This window comes from Neobacillus cucumis (assembly GCF_002860255.1).
Classification (GTDB): domain Bacteria; phylum Bacillota; class Bacilli; order Bacillales; family Cytobacillaceae; genus Neobacillus; species Neobacillus cucumis_A.
This window is the reverse complement of the sequence record NZ_PGVE01000029.1, coordinates 23474-40901: the sequence shown is the minus strand read 5'-3', so window position 1 is coordinate 40901 and position 17428 is coordinate 23474. Positions and strand designations below refer to the sequence as shown.

Sequence of the window (17428 nt, the reverse complement as noted above, 5' to 3'; positions counted from 1 at the left end):
AGCACTTGACGTTAATAAGCGGACAGCATCTGCTGCCCGCTCCTTAACCCATTACCGTAAAACTATGTAATTCGGGAGGAAGTTTATGGAACTTATTATTATTTTACTAGCCTTAGGTTTGCTGATGTTTGTTGCCTATCGGGGATTTTCCGTCATTTTGTTTGCCCCTATTTGTGCCCTCTTTGCCGTCTTGCTAACAGACCCGGGCCATGTATTGCCGTTTTTTTCTAATATATTCATGGAGAAAATGGTAGGATTTATAAAAACATATTTTCCTGTCTTTTTATTAGGTGCGATTTTTGGAAAGATAGTTGAGATGTCTGGTCTCGCTTCGTCCATCGCAAAAACGATTGTAAAAGTGGTTGGTGCAAAACGCTCCATGCTGGCAATTGTACTTTTGTGCGCGATATTAACCTACAGTGGCGTTAGTCTCTTTGTTGTAGCCTTTGCTGCCTTTCCGTTTGCAGCAAAATTATTCCAAGAAGCTAATATCCCTAAACGTCTAATTCCAGGTACGATGGCATTGGGGTCTCTTTCGTTTACGATGGATGCGCTTCCGGGGACACCGCAAATTCAAAACGTTATTCCTACCACCTTTTTCAAAACGGATATTTATGCTGGACCAACATTAGGGATTATTGGTGCCATCTTCGTCTTTGTCCTTGGTATGGTTTATTTAGAATCCCGCCGCCGGAAAGCCCAAAAGGCTGGTGAAGGGTATTTCGGTTTTGATGGTGCCGAAAAAGAAATGGCAGCAGCCACAGCAGAAAAAATTCAAGCTGTCCCTGAATCGCTAATCAGAGCTGAAAACGAAAGTACTGTCCGCCAAATTCTAGCATTTGTACCATTGATTTTAGTCGGCGTAATGAATAAGTTTTTTACAGTGTTTATTCCGAAATGGTATCCAAACGGATTTGATTTTTCTGAAATTGGTCTTGATGCGTTTGGAAAAGTGGAACTCCCAGCTGTAGTTGGGGTTTGGTCAGTAGAACTAGCTTTGGTAATCGGAATTTTGACAACGCTTGCATTCAACTTTAAAGCGGTTAAGGTCGATCTAAAAACAGGAATTAACGCAAGTATTGCCGGGGCATTGCTCGCTGCCATGAATACTGGTTCCGAATATGGATTCGGAGGTATCATTTCATCACTTCCGGGATTTAGTATTGTTCGTGACGGCATTTCTCATACTTTTACAAACCCGCTTATGAATGGAGCGGTAACAACGAACGTCCTAGCTGGAATTACCGGATCGGCTTCCGGCGGGATGGGGATCGCTTTAAGTGCAATGGGTGATAAATATGTCCAGGCAACACTTGATCATGGTATACCGATGGAAGTAATGCACCGGATTGTAGCAATGGCTTCCGGAGGAATGGATTCATTACCGCATAATGGTGCGGTTATTACTCTGCTGGCGGTCTGCGGATTAACTCATAAACAATCCTACCGTGATATTTTTGCGGTTACTGTTATTAAAACTGCAGCGGTCTTCTTTATTATCGGTTTATATTCGCTTACAGGGCTAATCTAATCCATAAGGCAGGTCACTATTTCTTAGTGTCCTGCTTTTTTAAAGATGTTGTTTATAAATAGGGGGAAGAGGAACTTGGCGTATTTTTCGGAGCTTCACGGAAAAAGGGTGTTAATCACTGGGGGAAGTAAAGGGCTTGGTTTGGGAATTGCCCAGGCATTTGTCAGCCTCGGTGCCAACGTAATAATTACCGGGAGAGATAAAGCGACTTTGGCTGAAGCCGCGGAACAGCTTAATAAGCATGCAAAGGTTTGTTCCTATCTTGTTGCAGACATGCAAGAGGTTAAAAATGTGTATGCAATGGTAGATGAAGCGGTCAGGCAACTGGGAGGATTAGATGTCCTTATTAATAATGCAGGGATTAATATTCCCAAAAAAGCGCTTGAGGTGACCGAGGAGGATTGGGATCAGATACTTGATACAAACCTAAAAGGGATGTTCTTTTCTGCACAACGGGCTGGAAAGCATATGATTCCGCAAGGATACGGAAAGATTATCAATATCGTCTCGCAAATGGCCTTTGTTGGGTATTATCAGCGGGCAGCCTATTGTTCAAGTAAAGGTGGAGCCGTGCAGTTAACGAAAGCACTTGCGGTTGAATGGGCAGAACATCAAATTAAAGTGAACGCCGTTGCCCCTACGTTTATTGAAACGGAAATGACTCGGGGAATGTTTAAGGAACGTGATTTTTATGATGATGTGATAAGAAGGATCCCCTTAGGCGGGCTGGCACAGCCAAGTGATGTAACGGGTGCAGTATTATTTCTTGCTTCAGATCTTGCTAATTTTATCACTGGGGAAACAATTAAAGTAGACGGCGGCTGGACCGCAATATAATAGATGGAGAGGGATTTTTATGTTGGGGAATGAACATATTTCTATTATTGGTTCCGGAACGATGGGGCATTCTATCGCCTTATCCATAGGTCTGGCGGGACTAGATGTAATGGTATGGGGAAATAATCAGGACGATTTAGAACGGGGGAAAAGGGGATTTTTAGAAAAGCTCGAGGTCCTTCACCGTTACGAGGTCATTGATACGCAAGAAGCGGAGCAGATTAAGGAACGTGTTGTATTTACAGACATCCTTGAAGAGTGTGTTCGGGAGGCAACCTTTATCATTGAGGCTATCCCGGAAACATTAGAGTTAAAACAAGAATGGTTTCAGAAGCTTGACCACCTTTGTGGTCCGGAAACGATTCTTGCCAGTAACACTTCCGGATTAAGCCCATCCGACATTGCCCTTCACACCAGCCATCCAGAGCGAACGGTTGTGACTCATTTTTGGAATCCGGGGCATCTTATACCGCTTGTCGAAATTGTTAGAGGAAAGGATACGTCTGATCGTACGGTTGAACGTGCCCTTGATTTACTAAAAAAAATGAATAAAAAACCGATTGTGGTCCAAAAAGAGATTCTTGGAGCGATTGGCAACCGCCTTCAATATGCCCTTTTCCGTGAAGCACAGTATATTCTGGAACAAGGCGCAGCATCGATGGAAGATATTGATGCAGCTGTTCAATATAGTATTGGACGCCGCCTATCAGTAACTGGTCCTTTTCTTTCCGCAGATATGGGCGGCCTTGATGTTTTCGAATCCATTTCAAGTTACCTTTTCCCTGATTTATCTGCCGGCCAAACATCCCTGACGGCAATGAAGAACTGTGTAGAAGCAGGCCGATATGGCCAGAAAAATGGCGCAGGCTTTTACGAATGGACGCCATCATTTTCAAAAAAAATGAATGAGGAACGTGAACGCGAGCTGATTGAATGGCTGAAGAAAGATTTAAATGAACGTTAATCACTTAAACTGATTTACCACAATCATTTGCATTGTGGTATTTTTTTAGGGTGAGAGGCCTCAGTTATCTTGTGAAATTTCCTTTCGTGCTGTCACATTAACGACTATTGTCTAAAGAGAAATAGTATGGTAAATTAAATATAATGTGAACTGTTCGTCTAACAGGAGGTGGCTTACATGCATGCATTGGTCGTAACATTATTAGTTATCGTAAGTATTGCTCTTATTGCAGTCGTTTTACTACAGTCTGGTAAGAGTGCTGGATTATCTGGTGCCATTTCTGGCGGTGCTGAAACGTTATTCGGCAAGCAAAAAGCACGAGGAATTGACTTGATCCTACATCGTATTACGGTCGTATTATCAGTTTTATTCTTCCTACTTGCCCTTGCGGTTACTTACTTTAAAATTTAATGAATTGAACATACAAACCTGGCCCATGGGCTGGGTTTTTTGTTTATAAAGAGACTTTTTTAGTGCTTAATGCAGAAAGGGGAACAGTGTATAACTGTTCCCCCTTCATCGTTTATGGAATCTTCGAAGCTGCATCCTGACCAAACCTAGCATGGATGGACAGTCTCTTGGCTAATTCCATAATCTCGTCTATAGCTTTTTCTTTTTTGACTCCCCAACTGCTTTCGCTCATGGTAAAGCTGACTGCATTAACAATTCTACCTTCCTTATTGTAGATAGGGGCCGCTGCACAATAAAATCCAAGCACTGCTTCCTGCTCTTCACAAATATAGCCAGTCTTTTTTGCAGTTTCTATTTGCTTCCACAGCTCATCGAGATTAGTCACTGTGAAAGGGGTCACCCGCACTAACTCTTTTCCAGAATAAAGCTGTTGTATTTTTTCATAAGTAAACTGTGTTAATTGAATTTTTCCTAATGCTGTTGCATGGGCTGGAAACTGCATGCCTGGTTCACTCACAAGCCGGACACGGGAATCACTTTCTTCTTTGGCTACGTACACGATATCGGTCCCGTGCAGCGTCCCCAGTTGAATCGTTTCATTTATTGCATTTATCGAGAGGGCAGCTTCTTTGTAAAAGAACTCTAAAAGATTGAATTGGCGAAAATACGCACCACTATAACCTCCTAAGGTTGGACCTAACGAATAGGTATCCCCTTTTTCTTTTACAATCCACCCTAGGGTTTCTAATGTATTCAATAATGAAAACATAGAACTCTTATTAACATTCAAGGTTTTTGAAAGATCAATTAATCTGTGAAGACCCGGTTCTCTGGCAATTAAATTTATCACTTGGTTAGCTCGCTCGATTGCTGGGACCCAATATTTTTCAGACACTTAAACACCTCTTTGTAGTAAAAAACACGGTCTATTAAAAAATTTATGATAGGAAATTCGACTTTTCTAAAAGTATGCTATAAACTAGTTCTTTCTTTTCTGGACTTAAGCTACGGACTGGAGCTAAAACATCCGTAGAGATTTCTATTCCGCGTAAGCGAATAGCTTCTTTTACAACATTCATGAATGGTGAGTCAAGTTTATATAAAGGGAGCAGCGAAGCCAACTGCTGGTGCAGGTCAATCGTTTGAGCATAGTCTCCCTCCTTAAAGGATTGGTAGATTCCCACTGAAATTTCTGGTGCAAACGATGCAGTTAAAGGGATCGAACCATCTCCGCCAAGGGATAAAGTATTTAGAAGGTGCTCGTCATACCCGGAAAATACAGCAAAATCGGGATGTTCGGACTTAATGGTTTGGATTAGTTCTCTCGTATGCCCAACCGCTAAGACAGTGTCTTTAATTCCGACTATATTTGGATAGTTATTAACTAGTCTAAGCACAAAGTCTGGCGCTAAATCTTGGCCAGTTAATTCAGGGTAATTGTATAAAATAATGGGCAGGTCTACATTTTCAGCAATTTCTGCATAGTGTTGAAAAAGGCTTTCCTCGGTCAATTTATAATAATAAGGATTAATGACCACCACTCCATCCGCCCCTATACTTTTGGCGTGAAGGCTTAAGGAAATGGTTTCCTTCGTACTTGGTGTACCTGTTCCAATTAATACCGGAACACGGCCATTCACATAGCGAATGGTAAATTCAGCAACTTCTTTTCTTAACTCGACAGGCATTTGGCCGAACTCTCCCCCAGATCCTAAAAAGAAAAGTCCGTCTACCTTTGAATGAATGAGGAAATCAATCAGGTTTCCCATTCCTTTTTCATCAATCTGTCCTTCCTTAAACAAAATAGTGGGTACGGGTGGTATAATTCCATGAAATTGCCTGTTCGTTACCATAATCATCCTCTTTTCTAGTTTATTATACAAAACCAAGGTTTATTATGTAAAACTCAAATTCATTGTATCATACCTTTTCCTTTTTATTACAAAAATTTTAAAAATTATTCAGAATAATAAGATAGAAAGTTAAATTCATATTTTTATTCATTTTCATCTAGCAATTTTACTTTGGAAGCGCTATAATTATATTATGAAACAACGTTCCGTAATGTGGAACGATATAAAGGAGATGAAGATTGTGGAAATAAGATACTCAACACACCCAGAACAAATAAAAACATTTACGACCGAGGATATTCGAAAACACTATCTAATAGAAGAACTATTTGTACCAGGTGAAATGAAGCTTGTTTATACGATGGAAGACAGAGCGATTGTAGGCGGCATCACTCCTACGAGTGAGGCCATTTCTTTAAAGGGATATGATGAAATTAAAGCTGATTATTTCTTAGAGAGAAGAGAAGCAGGGATTTTTAATGTCGGTGGAAGCGGTACAATTATCGTTGATGGCGAGCCGTTTGCAATGGAAAATAAAGATTGCTTGTATGTAGGACTCGGAAAGAAAGAACTGCTGTTTACAAGTGAATCGTCAGAAAGTCCTGCCAAGTATTATTTATTCTCCGCACCTGCCCATAAAGAGTATCCGACACAGCATGTGGCCTTTAAGGATATTGAAGGGGAAAGGTTAGGTTCGTTAGAAAGTGCTAATGACCGAGTCATTCGCCGAATGATACATAATGAAGGGATCCAAAGCTGTCAGGTGGTGATGGGGATGACGCAATTAAATACGGGAAGTGTTTGGAACTCTATGCCCACTCATACTCACAGCCGAAGAATGGAAGTATACCTCTACATTGATTTAGAGGAGAAAGCCCGAATGTTCCACATGATGGGAGATCCGTCAGAGACGCGGCATATTGTGATGAAAAATGAACAGGCGGTCATATCACCTCCATGGTCCATTCATTGTGGCAGTGCCACTAGTAATTATACATTTATCTGGGCGATGGCCGGAGAAAACAAGACCTATAATGACATGGATGCCGTTTCTATGGACCAGATTCGATAATTGATGTTTAGCAGATTAATAGATTAATCTGCTAAACAGTCACATGCTTAAACATTCGACTGACAAAATGAGGCAAAGAGGTGTGAAATACATGAGCTTAGAAGAATTTTCACTAGATTATTTTAAGTTAACAGATAAGGTAGCGATTGTGACAGGAGGAAATTCCGGTCTTGGCCAAGGGTATGCGGTTGCCTTAGCAAAAGCAGGAGCCGATTTATTTATCGTGACTCATAATAACAATTGGGAGGAGACAAGAGCCCTTATCGAAAAAACGGGAAGAAAAGTCCATTTCTTTCAAGCTGACTTAACGGAAAGAGAAATGTTAAAACAAATCGTAGATGAATGTTTACATGTATACGGAAAAATAGATATCCTGGTCAATAATGCAGGAACGATCCGCCGTACACCATTATTAGATTATAAAGCAGAAGATTGGGATGCGGTCTTGGATATTAACTTGAACGCTGTCTATTTCCTAAGCCAAGAGGTTGCTAGAGTCATGGTTAAGCAAGAGAGTGGAAAAATTATTAACATCGGTTCCATGCTTTCTTTCCAAGGAGGAAAATTTATTCCGCCATATACAGCAAGTAAACATGGTGTGGCTGGTCTCACCAAGGCGTTCGCCAATGAACTAGGACAATACAATGTTCAGATCAATGCGATTGCACCGGGATATATTGCAACCGCTAACACCGCGCCAATTCGTGAGAATGAACAACGCAATGCAGAAATCCTGTCGCGCATTCCAGCAGGAAAATGGGCGTCCCCTTCAGACCTCATGGGGTCAGTTGTCTTCTTAGCAAGTAAAGCATCTGACTATATGAATGGACATATACTTGCGGTTGATGGCGGCTGGTTAGCCAGATAACCAAACGGTGAATAGAACATGCCAAGCAAACCAAATACTTCCCTTGTAACTTGTTAACGGGTTTCAAGGGGAACCAGCTGGGAAGGTATAAAAGATTGTCAAAGAGAAAAATAGAAGGTTGATAATTTTGAAAGCGCTTGTATCCCCGTGCTGACTAACAAAAATACACTCAGCATGATATATCAGAATCTACCATTATAAAAAGAATGACCCATTTTAAACTGAAAGGTAAGGTAGACATTTATGAAAATTATGAAGTCAATGGAAAAAATCCCTGGCGGTCTGATGCTGGTTCCTCTTTTTTTAGGAGCGATTATCCATACGTTTGCTCCTAAATCCGGTGAGTACTTCGGTTCATTTACCAATGGTTTGATGACCGGTACGGTTCCTATTTTAGCTGTGTGGTTTTTCTGTATGGGTGCAGGTATCAATATTAAAGCAACAGGTACGGTGTTAAGGAAGTCTGGCACACTTGTACTGACAAAGATATTGGTTGCATGGGCTGTTGCCTTTATAGGTGCGTTGTTTATCCCAGAGGGAGGAATTCAAACAGGCTTCTTTGCAGGATTCTCTGTTCTAGCGTTAATTTCATGTATGGATATGACAAATGGCGGTCTGTATGCTTCTATCATGCAGCAGTACGGTTCTAAAGAAGAAGCAGGTGCCTTTGTTTTAATGTCTCTTGAGTCTGGACCACTTGTAACCATGTTAATTTTGGGTACAACTGGATTAGCAGCATTTCAGCCGCAAGCTTTTGCAGGCGCTGTTCTACCTTTCTTAGTTGGGTTTATTCTGGGTAATTTGGATCGTGATTTCCGTGATTTCTTTAGCAAAGCTACGCACACCATGATCCCATTCTTTGGTTTTGCATTAGGTAATTCGATTGATCTTACAGTTATTGCTAAAACCGGTTTAGCAGGAATTTTATTAGGTGTCCTCGTCATTATTATTACAGGTATCCCATTGATGCTGACTGATAAATTTATTGGTGGAGGAAATGGAACAGCAGGACTTGCCGCTTCTAGTACTGCAGGGGCTGCGGTTGCTAATCCAATGATTATTGCCAGTATGAAACCTGAATTTATGCCTGTTGCTCAGTCAGCTACTGCTTTAGTAGCAGCATCAGTGATTGTCACCTCCATATTAGTTCCAATCATGACAGCCTATTATTCTCAATATATGAAAAAGAAAAACAAAGGAAAAGTGGTTACAAAGGGAAATCAGTTTACTGCTTAATAATCTATCTTTAAGGAGACATACCATGTGTCTCCTCTTTAAAGTAACAGGAGGAATTTGGATGAGTAAAATTATTACTGTTGGTGAGCCCATGGCTCTATTTGTAGCCGAACATGAAGGCTCATTAGAAAATGTAGAGCATTTCAACCGTTTTGTTGCAGGCGCAGAAGTCAATTTTTCAATCGGGATGTCACGTTTAGGACATCAAGTCACCTATATTACACAGCTAGGGAAGGATCCCTTCGGTAAAAACATTGAAACGTTCCTTCAGGAAAATGCCATTGATACCTCCTATGTGACATTTCATCCTAACTATATAACTGGCATGCAATTTAAGGAAAAGGTAGTCAACGGGGATCCGGAAGTTTTTTCCGCGCGTAAAAATTCCGCCGCTTCCCATATGGGACTTGATACCATCACCAATTTGGACTGGGATGGCTTTGATCATATCCATTTGACAGGTATCCCGCCAGCATTGTCAGCCGGATGCCGGGAGATGGTATACGAGCTAATTAAAGAGGCACGGACAAGAGGTGTACAAATTTCGTATGATCCTAATTTACGTCCGGGTCTTTGGGCTGACAAGCAGGAAATGGTTCAAGTCATCAATGATCTTGCCTGTCGTGCTGACATTGTTCTTCCTGGTATGGAAGAAGGGAAGCTGTTAACAGGCAGACAAGACGTTCAGGAGATAGCTGATTATTATCATGCTGCTGGCGTTAAAACGGTTGTCATTAAGCTCGGGGCAAAAGGTGCCTTTACAAGCTCCCAAGGTGAGCGATTCTATACGGAAGGCTTCCCCGTAGAACAAGTGGTTGATACGGTAGGGGCTGGAGATGGTTTTGCAGTCGGGGTAGTAAGCGGCATTTTGGAGGGGCTGCCGCTTAAGGAAGCGGTCAAACGCGGGGCAGCTATTGGTGCCTTGGCGGTTATGTCCCCAGGAGACAATGACGGGCTGCCAACTAGAAACCATTTGGAAGAATTTATTGGAAGCACTTCTGTTCAGCTCTAAAAAAATAGGGTATTCCCAAGATAGGGAATACCCTAATCTCAAGAACCCGTATAGCCAAGGTTTCTTGAGATGGCGATGCTGTAATGTTTCATTTTTTCAATTAAGGTTTGGTTGATTACATCCATCGTCACTCGATTATTAGGTCCAGAAATACTGAAGCTGGCAACAATCTTTCCTCTATGGTCGAAAATGGGGGAAGCAATACACATTAAGACCGCTTCATTTTCGGCATTGTCTAATGCATATCCCTGGTTTCGAACCGTTTCAATTTCCTTTAAAAATTCTTCTTTAGAGGTAATTGTGTTCGGTGTTTTAGGGATGAAGTGAATGTTTGAAACGATTTCTTCAAGCGTGTCTTGATCCTTGTCGGAAAGTAAGATCTTTCCCACCCCCGTGCAATACATGGGTGCCCGGCTTCCAATTCGGGAGTACATACGAATGGTTTGATTACTTTCAATTTTATCGATATAAACAACTTCTCCGTGGTCTTCTATACATAAGTGAACTGTTTCATTTACTTCTTGTGATAGTCTTTCGAGATAAGGTTTCGCTATGGTAACAATATTTGAGTTATTCAATAGATTTCTAGAAAGAAATAAGACTTGTAACCCAAGTTTATATTTGTCAGTTTCCTCGTCTTTCACGACATAATTCATACTCGATAATGTAGCTAACAGTCTGTGAACAGTACTCTTTGTTAAACCAACCTGCTCCGATAATCGAGCAATTTGAATGCCGTCTGGATACTCGGAAAGCTTGTTTAATATCGTTAGAGCCCGTTCAAGGGATTGAACATTAGACATGGTATACAACCTCGTTTATTTGGAATGTTTAGTAGTTTTAGGTCTTTTTTAAAACGGCGTTCTATTATATGATACGGTATGTAGAAACGTTTGTAAATTTAATTCTAGGGTGCAGGGAACTCGTTCTAATGGCATGTTGGAATAATAAGTGGAAAGAGGAGACAGGCAGATGAAAAAGGTGAATATTTTATCAAAAGTAACCGAGTGCGGTGTAGTAGCTGTCGTTCGGGCGGATTCAAAGGAAGAGGCTGTAAATATTTCTGAAGCGTGTGTCAAAGGTGGAATCCAAGGAATTGAAGTGACTTTTACAGTCAATGGAGCGGATGAAGTCATTAAGGAATTGGTGGCTGTTTATCAGGGCAATGAGAATGTTGTGATTGGCGCTGGAACCGTTCTCGATGCGGCAACGGCAAGGATTGCGATCTTAGCAGGTGCACAGTTTGTCGTAAGTCCAGCATTTGATGAGGAGACAGCTAGATTATGTAATCTTTATCAAGTTCCTTATATGCCAGGCTGTATGACCCTTACTGAAATGAAACGTGCCTTGGAAGCAGGCGTAGATATCGTGAAACTATTCCCAGGAAGCGCCTTTGGCCCCGATTTTGTGAAAGCCGTAAAAGCGCCTCTGCCACAAATAAACATCATGCCAACGGGCGGAGTGGATTTAGAAAATGTAGATCGATGGATTCGTAATGGCTGTGTCGCCGTTGGAGTTGGCGGTAATTTAGTCGCACCAGCGAAAACAGGAGATTATGATAAGATTACGGAATATGCGAAACAGTATATTGAAAAAGTTCAAGCAGCAAGAGGTTTATAATAAGGCAGCGAAGAATTAAATGTAATGACTAATGAATAGGAGGAATGAAGATGCCAACGAGCTTAAAGGACACGACGACATTACATAATGGTGTAAAAATGCCATGGTTTGGATTAGGAGTTTTTAAAGTAAAGGAAGGCGAAGAGGTAGTTGAGTCTGTCAAAGCTGCGATTCGAAACGGATATGTAAGCATTGACACAGCGGCTATTTACGGCAATGAAGAAGGGGTCGGTCAAGCGATTAAGGAGTCCGGAGTTCCCCGTGAAAATTTGTTTATTACCACCAAGCTTTGGAATTCAGAACAGGGGTATGAGTCCACCTTACAAGCGTTCGAGACAAGTCTTAATAAGCTAGGTCTCGAATACTTAGATCTTTATTTAATCCACTGGCCAGGAAAAGATAAATATAAAGAAACCTGGAGAGCCTTTGAAAAGCTTTATAAAGAGGGGCGTGTACGCGCCATTGGTGTTAGTAACTTCCAGACTCACCATCTAGAAGATTTAATCAGTTCCGCAGAGATTAAACCGATGGTTAACCAAGTGGAATACCATCCTCATTTAACGCAAAAAGAACTGCAAGCTTTCTGTAAAAAAGAAGGAATTCAACTTGAAGCATGGTCACCTTTGAAACAAGGACAGCTTTTAAATGATCCTGTTCTTGAAGATATTGCCCATAAATATAATAAAACCGTTGCTCAAGTAATTTTACGCTGGGATCTGCAAAATGAAGTGGTAACGATTCCAAAATCAATTAAAGAACAGCGCATTATTGAAAATGCCAATGTCTTCGATTTTGAATTATCCCAAGAGGATATGGAAAGAATCGATTCATTAAACCAGGATAGCCGCGCTGGCTCCCATCCGGATAAAATGACGGTTGGCTTTGAATAATATAACCAATAAAAAACGAACCTTGCTGTGCTTCAGCAAGGTTTGTTTTTTATTTGCCTCTCAAGGGAGTCGTAAGACTTTTTTCTGGAATGTTACCACTTATAATGCTTAAACTAATAGAAGCTAATAGAATTAAAAGGAGTTTTTAAAATGAAAGTTGCACCACCGAAACCATTCACCTTTGAAGGAGGAAAACGGGCTGTTTTACTTCTGCACGGTTTTACCGGAAATTCCGCAGATGTTCGGATGCTGGGCCGCTTTTTAGAAAAGAATGGCTATACCTGTCACGCCCCGCATTATAAAGGCCATGGAGTCCCCCCAGAAGAACTCGTTCACACCGGCCCCGAAGATTGGTGGCAGGACGTGATCAATGGATACAATTTTTTGAAAAATAAAGGACATGAAGAAATAGCAGTGGCTGGTCTTTCGCTTGGCGGCGTATTTTCCTTAAAATTGGGATACACTGTACCTATAAAGGGTATTGTACCTATGTGTGCACCCATGTATATAAAAAGTGAAGAGGTTATGTATCAAGGAATTCTAGAATATGCCCGAGAATATAAAAGATATGAAGGAAAAACGGACGAGCAAATCGAATTGGAAATGAACGAGTTTAAAAAAACACCAATGAAAACGTTAAAAGCGCTGCAAGAATTAATTGCGGATGTTCGAAACAACGTAGATATGGTCTATGCGCCTACCTTCGTTGTTCAGGCACGCCATGACAACATGATTAATACTGACAGTGCTAACATTATTTACAACGAAATTGAATCCACTAAAAAAGAAATCAAGTGGTATGAAGAATCGGGCCATGTCATTACATTAGATAAGGAACGTGACCAGCTTCATGAAGATGTTTATGCTTTTTTAGAAAGTCTTGATTGGCATGTTTAAAAAAGCACCCACAAAGGAGGGAATAGTTTGGAAGATAACATTCAAAAGCACATAGAAAAGCTTTTGCAATATATGAGAGATGAGGCCTACAAACCATTAACCGTACAAGAGCTCGAAGAAGCCTTTGGAATACAGGATTCCGCTGACTTTAAAGAGTTCGTCAAAGCATTGGTTCAAATGGAGGAAAAAGGCCTGGTCGTGCGGACACGCAGTAACCGTTATGGACTGCCTCAAAAAATGAACTTAATTCGCGGTAAGCTCATCGGACATTCGAAGGGCTTCGCGTTTGTCACACCAGATGAACCGGGGATGGATGATATTTTTATCCCGCCAGGTGAAACCAATACGGCAATGCATGGTGATACGGTCCTAGCCCGTGTTTCTTCAGAAACGTCTGGTCAGCGCCGGGAAGGCAGCATTATTCGCATCATTGAACGTGGTGTCCAGCAGATTGTTGGTACCTATGTCGAGAGCAAAAGCTTTGGGTTTGTGATCCCTGATGACAAAAAATTTGCCAGCGATATTTTTATTCCCAAGAATGCTTCCAAGGGGGCAGTAGAAGGCCATAAAGTGGTCGTTAAACTTGTAACGTACCCTGAAGGACGAAAAAGCGCAGAAGGCGAAGTTATTGAAATACTGGGGCATAAGAATGATCCGGGTGTAGACATCTTGTCAGTCATACATAAACATGGGCTGCCAATGGCCTTTCCAGATAATGTATTAAAACAGGCTAATGAAACACCAGATACGATTGATGAAAGTGAACTAGACAATCGCCGTGATTTACGCAATGAGACCATTGTGACAATTGACGGGGCAGATGCGAAGGACCTGGATGATGCGGTAACTGTTTCAAAGCTTGAAAACGGCAACTATAAGCTGGGTGTCCACATTGCGGATGTCAGCTATTATGTAAAAGAAGGAACGCCGATTGACGTTGAAGCAGCAGACAGGGCCACAAGTGTCTATTTAGTAGACCGAGTGATTCCGATGATCCCGCACCGTCTTTCTAACGGGATTTGTTCCTTAAATCCGCGTGTCGACCGCCTTGTTTTGTCTTGTGAAATGGAAATTTCACCAGAGGGTACGGTTGTTTCGCATGAAATTTTTCAAAGTGTGATTAAAACAACGGAGCGAATGACTTACTATGATGTGAATCGTATCCTTACCGAAAAGGATGAAGAGACACGTGCTAGATATGAGTCGCTTGTCCCTATGTTTGAATTAATGGAAGAACTTGCGGCCATTCTCAGAAACAAACGAATGATGCGCGGGGCCATCGATTTTGATTTTAAAGAATCAAAGGTCTTGGTGGATGAAGAAGGCAAACCAACAGACGTGGTCTTACGTGAACGGTCTGTTGCCGAGCGTTTAATTGAGGAATTCATGCTTGCAGCGAATGAGACGGTTGCGGAGCATTTCCACTGGTTGGAGGTTCCGTTTATTTACCGTATCCATGAGGATCCAAAAGAAGATAAGTTACGGAGATTTTTCGAGTTTATCACGAACTTTGGCTACATTGTAAAAGGAACCGCAAACGAAGTGCATCCTCGGGCCTTACAGGAAATTATTGAAGAGGTTCAAGGCAAGCCTGAAGAGATGGTCGTTTCAACCGTGATGCTGCGTTCCATGCAGCAGGCCAAATATGATCCTGAAAGCCTTGGACACTTTGGGTTAGCCACAGAGTTTTATACCCATTTCACCTCGCCGATTCGCCGTTATCCAGATACGATTGTGCATCGCTTAATTCGTACTTATTTAATTGAAGGAAAATTGGATGAAGCGACGAGGGAAAAATGGAATGCCCAATTGCCTGAAATTGCCCAGCATTCTTCGAAAATGGAACGACGTGCCGTGGACGCGGAGCGTGAAACGGACGAACTGAAGAAAGCGGAGTACATGGAGGATAAGATCGGGGTCGAATATGATGGGATTATTAGCTCTGTGACCAATTTCGGTATGTTTGTCGAGCTGCCAAATACCATTGAAGGCCTCGTTCATGTCAGCTATATGACCGATGATTATTACCGATTTGACGAGCGTCATTATGCGATGATCGGGGAGCGGACAGGAAATGTGTTCCGTATTGGTGATGAAATTACCGTTCGTGTGGTAAAAGTGAATAAAGACGAGCGTTCCATTGATTTTGAAATTGTCGGAATGAAAGGCACCCGCCGTGAAAGATCGGAGACACCAAGAGTCTTTAGTACGGGCAGCGATACACGCAAACCGCGCCGAAATAAGCAGCAAGGCGAAGCTAAACAAGGACGCGGACGAAATGGCAATGGCCAAAAGTCTGAATCCGGAGGCGGCCAGGGCGGCAAAGCGAAAAAGAAACGCAAATTTTACGATAATGTTCCAAAATCCAAAAGCAGAAAAAGAAAAAATAAATAATAGGTGGGGGCCTTACCGCAAGGCCCCTTTTCATTGTACGACTTATGTATTTCTGCTAAAATAGGTCCATAGAGTTGAGGTGATATAAATGCCAAAAGGTGTAGGAAAAACAGTCGCACAAAACAAAAAGGCTTACCACGACTATTTTATCGAAGAAACGTACGAAGCGGGAATTGTTCTTCAGGGGACCGAAATTAAATCGATTCGTGCCGGGAAAGTCAATTTGAAGGATGCTTATGCACGGATCCAAAATGGAGAAGCAATTCTGTTTGGCATGCATGTTAGTCCTTATGAGCAGGGAAACATTTTTAATCATGATCCATTAAGAACACGCAAACTGTTACTTCATAAACGTGAAATTAGTAAACTGCTTGGAGAAACAAAAGAAGCAGGTTATGCCCTTGTGCCGTTAAAGTTATATTTAAAAAATGGATTCTGTAAGGTTTTAATTGGTCTGGCAAAGGGTAAAAAGAATTATGATAAGCGCGAATCGTTAAAGCAGAAAGAGGCCAAGCGTGAGATCGAGCGGGCTTTCCGTGATCGTCAAAAGATGTAACTGGAAATTATTTTACAGATAGTTACAATTGAAAAATGTTCTGAGTGTGTTATAATAAGTTTGTCGCTAATGAGCGGCACAATCTTTTGCTCTTACAAACGTTGGAGCATCCTAACGTCTGCTGCTTGATTTTTAAGCACATTTTATATGGGGACGCTACGGATTCGACAGGGGTAGTTTGAGCTTAGGTTGCGAGTCGAGGGGATCGGCCTCGTTAAAACGTCAAAGCCATAACTGGCAAAACTAACAAATCTTTCGCTTTAGCTGCTTAATTAGCGCTTAGCGGTTCGCCCCTCCATCGCCCATGTGGTAGGGTAGCGGACTCACTTTAAGTGGGCTACGCCGGATTCCACCGCCTGAGGATGAAGGAAGAGAACAACCAGGCTAGCTGACCGGACGCCTGTCGATAGGCAAAAGGATCAGTGAAACGCCAATATGTCGACTACACTCGTAGATGCTTAAGTGCCGATATCTTTGGACGCGGGTTCGATTAATTATTAGTCGCCTTGTGTGGTAACATACAAGTGATAATCTGGCTTTATCGGTGAAACCTAAGTCGCTTTTAGCGATAGGGCAATGCCGAGCGGTATGTGAAGTAATTCAACAGCCGTGTATCGACTTATAGGCTGCCTTTTAAAAGGTAGTACTAGGATGCGAAATCTCATATCTTATTGGTAAATTTATGTTTCGCATAAGACGCCAGAGGGCCTGTTTTGGACAGGTTCAAGATATAGTCAGTGCCATGACGAAAGCATGGAAACGCACGTCCCGCCGTCTCCACCATACATAGGTGGATACAAGACCAGCAGAAATGCTGGTCTTTTTTATGCTTAGAAGAGAAAAAGCTATCCTCATAATTTTAGAGAGGATAGCTTTTTTTGTTCTAGATATTAATAATATTACCCTGTTTTAACCCCAATTTTGTTACGCTTCCAGCTGGGAGTTCAACTACTGAGTACGCCTCCGGAATAGGTTTAACAAACCGCCATGGTTGAAGATCTTCAACCAGTTTAACAATTTTCCCTGCTTTGTTTAGAAACACAGCATCGATAGCGAAATTCATAAAGCACATATGAATGGAATTACAAGGCACAATCCACAAGCCCTCCTCCACTAATTGCTCCTTCCTAAACATAAGTCCTTTTAACCTCTTAAAAAATGAATCTGCCAGATTAATAGAATAGGGAATTGTTCTCATTATTTGTTGTTCCATTATTTTTATCTCCTTTTGTGAATTTCGTTCTATATATTGAATATAATACAAAATACAATTGTTCTCAATATTGA

Annotated in this window: 17 protein-coding genes and 1 other RNA gene; 14 read left to right on the top strand and 4 right to left on the bottom strand. The window is 41.6% G+C overall.

Annotated elements, in window-relative coordinates:
* The first annotated feature begins 85 nt into the window (after positions 1-85).
* The 4 genes from CVD27_RS06675 to secG all read left to right on the top strand — a co-directional run bounded on the left by CVD27_RS06675 (position 86) and on the right by secG (position 3743).
* Positions 86-1531 (top strand): GntP family permease, encoded by a 1446-nt coding sequence (locus CVD27_RS06675; protein WP_101647115.1) that lies wholly within the window; start codon positions 86-88, stop codon positions 1529-1531.
* A 75-nt stretch (positions 1532-1606) separates the two neighbouring features.
* Positions 1607-2368, top strand: a complete 762-nt coding sequence (locus tag CVD27_RS06670) for an SDR family NAD(P)-dependent oxidoreductase (protein WP_101647114.1) — start codon at positions 1607-1609, stop codon at positions 2366-2368.
* Positions 2369-2387: 19 nt separating this feature from the next.
* Positions 2388-3332 carry a 3-hydroxyacyl-CoA dehydrogenase family protein gene (locus CVD27_RS06665; protein ID WP_101647113.1) on the top strand — a complete coding sequence of 315 codons (945 nt, stop codon included), beginning with the start codon at positions 2388-2390 and terminating at the stop codon, positions 3330-3332.
* A gap of 177 nt (positions 3333-3509) precedes the next feature.
* The gene (gene secG, locus CVD27_RS06660) at positions 3510-3743 is read left to right on the top strand and encodes a preprotein translocase subunit SecG (protein ID WP_101647112.1); all 234 of its coding nucleotides are present in this window, start codon (positions 3510-3512) and stop codon (positions 3741-3743) included.
* Positions 3744-3855: 112 nt separating this feature from the next.
* Here secG and CVD27_RS06655 read toward each other — a convergent pair whose 3' ends face one another.
* Positions 3856-4638 (bottom strand): IclR family transcriptional regulator, encoded by a 783-nt coding sequence (locus CVD27_RS06655; RefSeq protein ID WP_101647111.1) that lies wholly within the window; start codon positions 4636-4638, stop codon positions 3856-3858.
* A 43-nt stretch (positions 4639-4681) separates the two neighbouring features.
* A complete protein-coding gene (locus tag CVD27_RS06650) occupies positions 4682-5596 on the bottom strand; it encodes a dihydrodipicolinate synthase family protein (RefSeq protein ID WP_180960186.1) in 915 nt (304 codons plus the stop codon).
* Between the two features lie 241 nt (positions 5597-5837).
* Here CVD27_RS06650 and kduI point away from each other — a divergent pair, with 241 nt between their 5' ends.
* The 4 genes from kduI (at position 5838) to CVD27_RS06630 (ending at position 9784) form a co-directional block, all read left to right on the top strand.
* Positions 5838-6668, top strand: a complete 831-nt coding sequence (gene kduI, locus CVD27_RS06645; RefSeq protein WP_101647109.1) for a 5-dehydro-4-deoxy-D-glucuronate isomerase — start codon at positions 5838-5840, stop codon at positions 6666-6668.
* Between the two features lie 91 nt (positions 6669-6759).
* On the top strand, positions 6760-7536 hold the full coding sequence (gene kduD / locus CVD27_RS06640; RefSeq protein ID WP_101647108.1) for a 2-dehydro-3-deoxy-D-gluconate 5-dehydrogenase KduD: 777 nt from the start codon (positions 6760-6762) through the stop codon (positions 7534-7536).
* Between the two features lie 243 nt (positions 7537-7779).
* The gene (gene kdgT, locus CVD27_RS06635) at positions 7780-8772 is read left to right on the top strand and encodes a 2-keto-3-deoxygluconate transporter (protein WP_101647107.1); all 993 of its coding nucleotides are present in this window, start codon (positions 7780-7782) and stop codon (positions 8770-8772) included.
* Positions 8773-8833: 61 nt separating this feature from the next.
* Entirely contained in the window at positions 8834-9784 is a 951-nt protein-coding gene (locus CVD27_RS06630) for a sugar kinase (protein ID WP_101647106.1), read from the top strand.
* 38 nt (positions 9785-9822) lie between these two features.
* On the opposite strand, the gene CVD27_RS06625 is transcribed toward CVD27_RS06630, so the two are convergent.
* Positions 9823-10587 (bottom strand): IclR family transcriptional regulator, encoded by a 765-nt coding sequence (locus CVD27_RS06625; protein ID WP_101647105.1) that lies wholly within the window; start codon positions 10585-10587, stop codon positions 9823-9825.
* Between the two features lie 169 nt (positions 10588-10756).
* Here CVD27_RS06625 and CVD27_RS06620 point away from each other — a divergent pair, with 169 nt between their 5' ends.
* The 6 genes from CVD27_RS06620 to ssrA all read left to right on the top strand — a co-directional run bounded on the left by CVD27_RS06620 (position 10757) and on the right by ssrA (position 16634).
* Positions 10757-11404, top strand: coding sequence for a bifunctional 4-hydroxy-2-oxoglutarate aldolase/2-dehydro-3-deoxy-phosphogluconate aldolase (locus CVD27_RS06620; protein WP_101647104.1), 648 nt, complete (start codon positions 10757-10759; stop codon positions 11402-11404).
* Positions 11405-11454: 50 nt separating this feature from the next.
* Entirely contained in the window at positions 11455-12294 is an 840-nt protein-coding gene (locus CVD27_RS06615) for an aldo/keto reductase (RefSeq protein ID WP_101647103.1), read from the top strand.
* 150 nt (positions 12295-12444) lie between these two features.
* Positions 12445-13191, top strand: a complete 747-nt coding sequence (locus CVD27_RS06610) for an alpha/beta hydrolase (protein WP_101647102.1) — start codon at positions 12445-12447, stop codon at positions 13189-13191.
* A gap of 27 nt (positions 13192-13218) precedes the next feature.
* Positions 13219-15585 carry a ribonuclease R gene (rnr, locus tag CVD27_RS06605; RefSeq protein ID WP_101647101.1) on the top strand — a complete coding sequence of 789 codons (2367 nt, stop codon included), beginning with the start codon at positions 13219-13221 and terminating at the stop codon, positions 15583-15585.
* Between the two features lie 88 nt (positions 15586-15673).
* A complete protein-coding gene (gene smpB, locus CVD27_RS06600) occupies positions 15674-16141 on the top strand; it encodes an SsrA-binding protein SmpB (RefSeq protein ID WP_101647100.1) in 468 nt (155 codons plus the stop codon).
* A 157-nt stretch (positions 16142-16298) separates the two neighbouring features.
* Positions 16299-16634: a transfer-messenger RNA gene (gene ssrA / locus CVD27_RS06595) on the top strand.
* Between the two features lie 390 nt (positions 16635-17024).
* Here the strand turns inward: ssrA and CVD27_RS06590 are convergent.
* Positions 17025-17354 (bottom strand): DUF192 domain-containing protein, encoded by a 330-nt coding sequence (locus CVD27_RS06590; protein WP_101647099.1) that lies wholly within the window; start codon positions 17352-17354, stop codon positions 17025-17027.
* Positions 17355-17428: the final 74 nt, after the last annotated feature.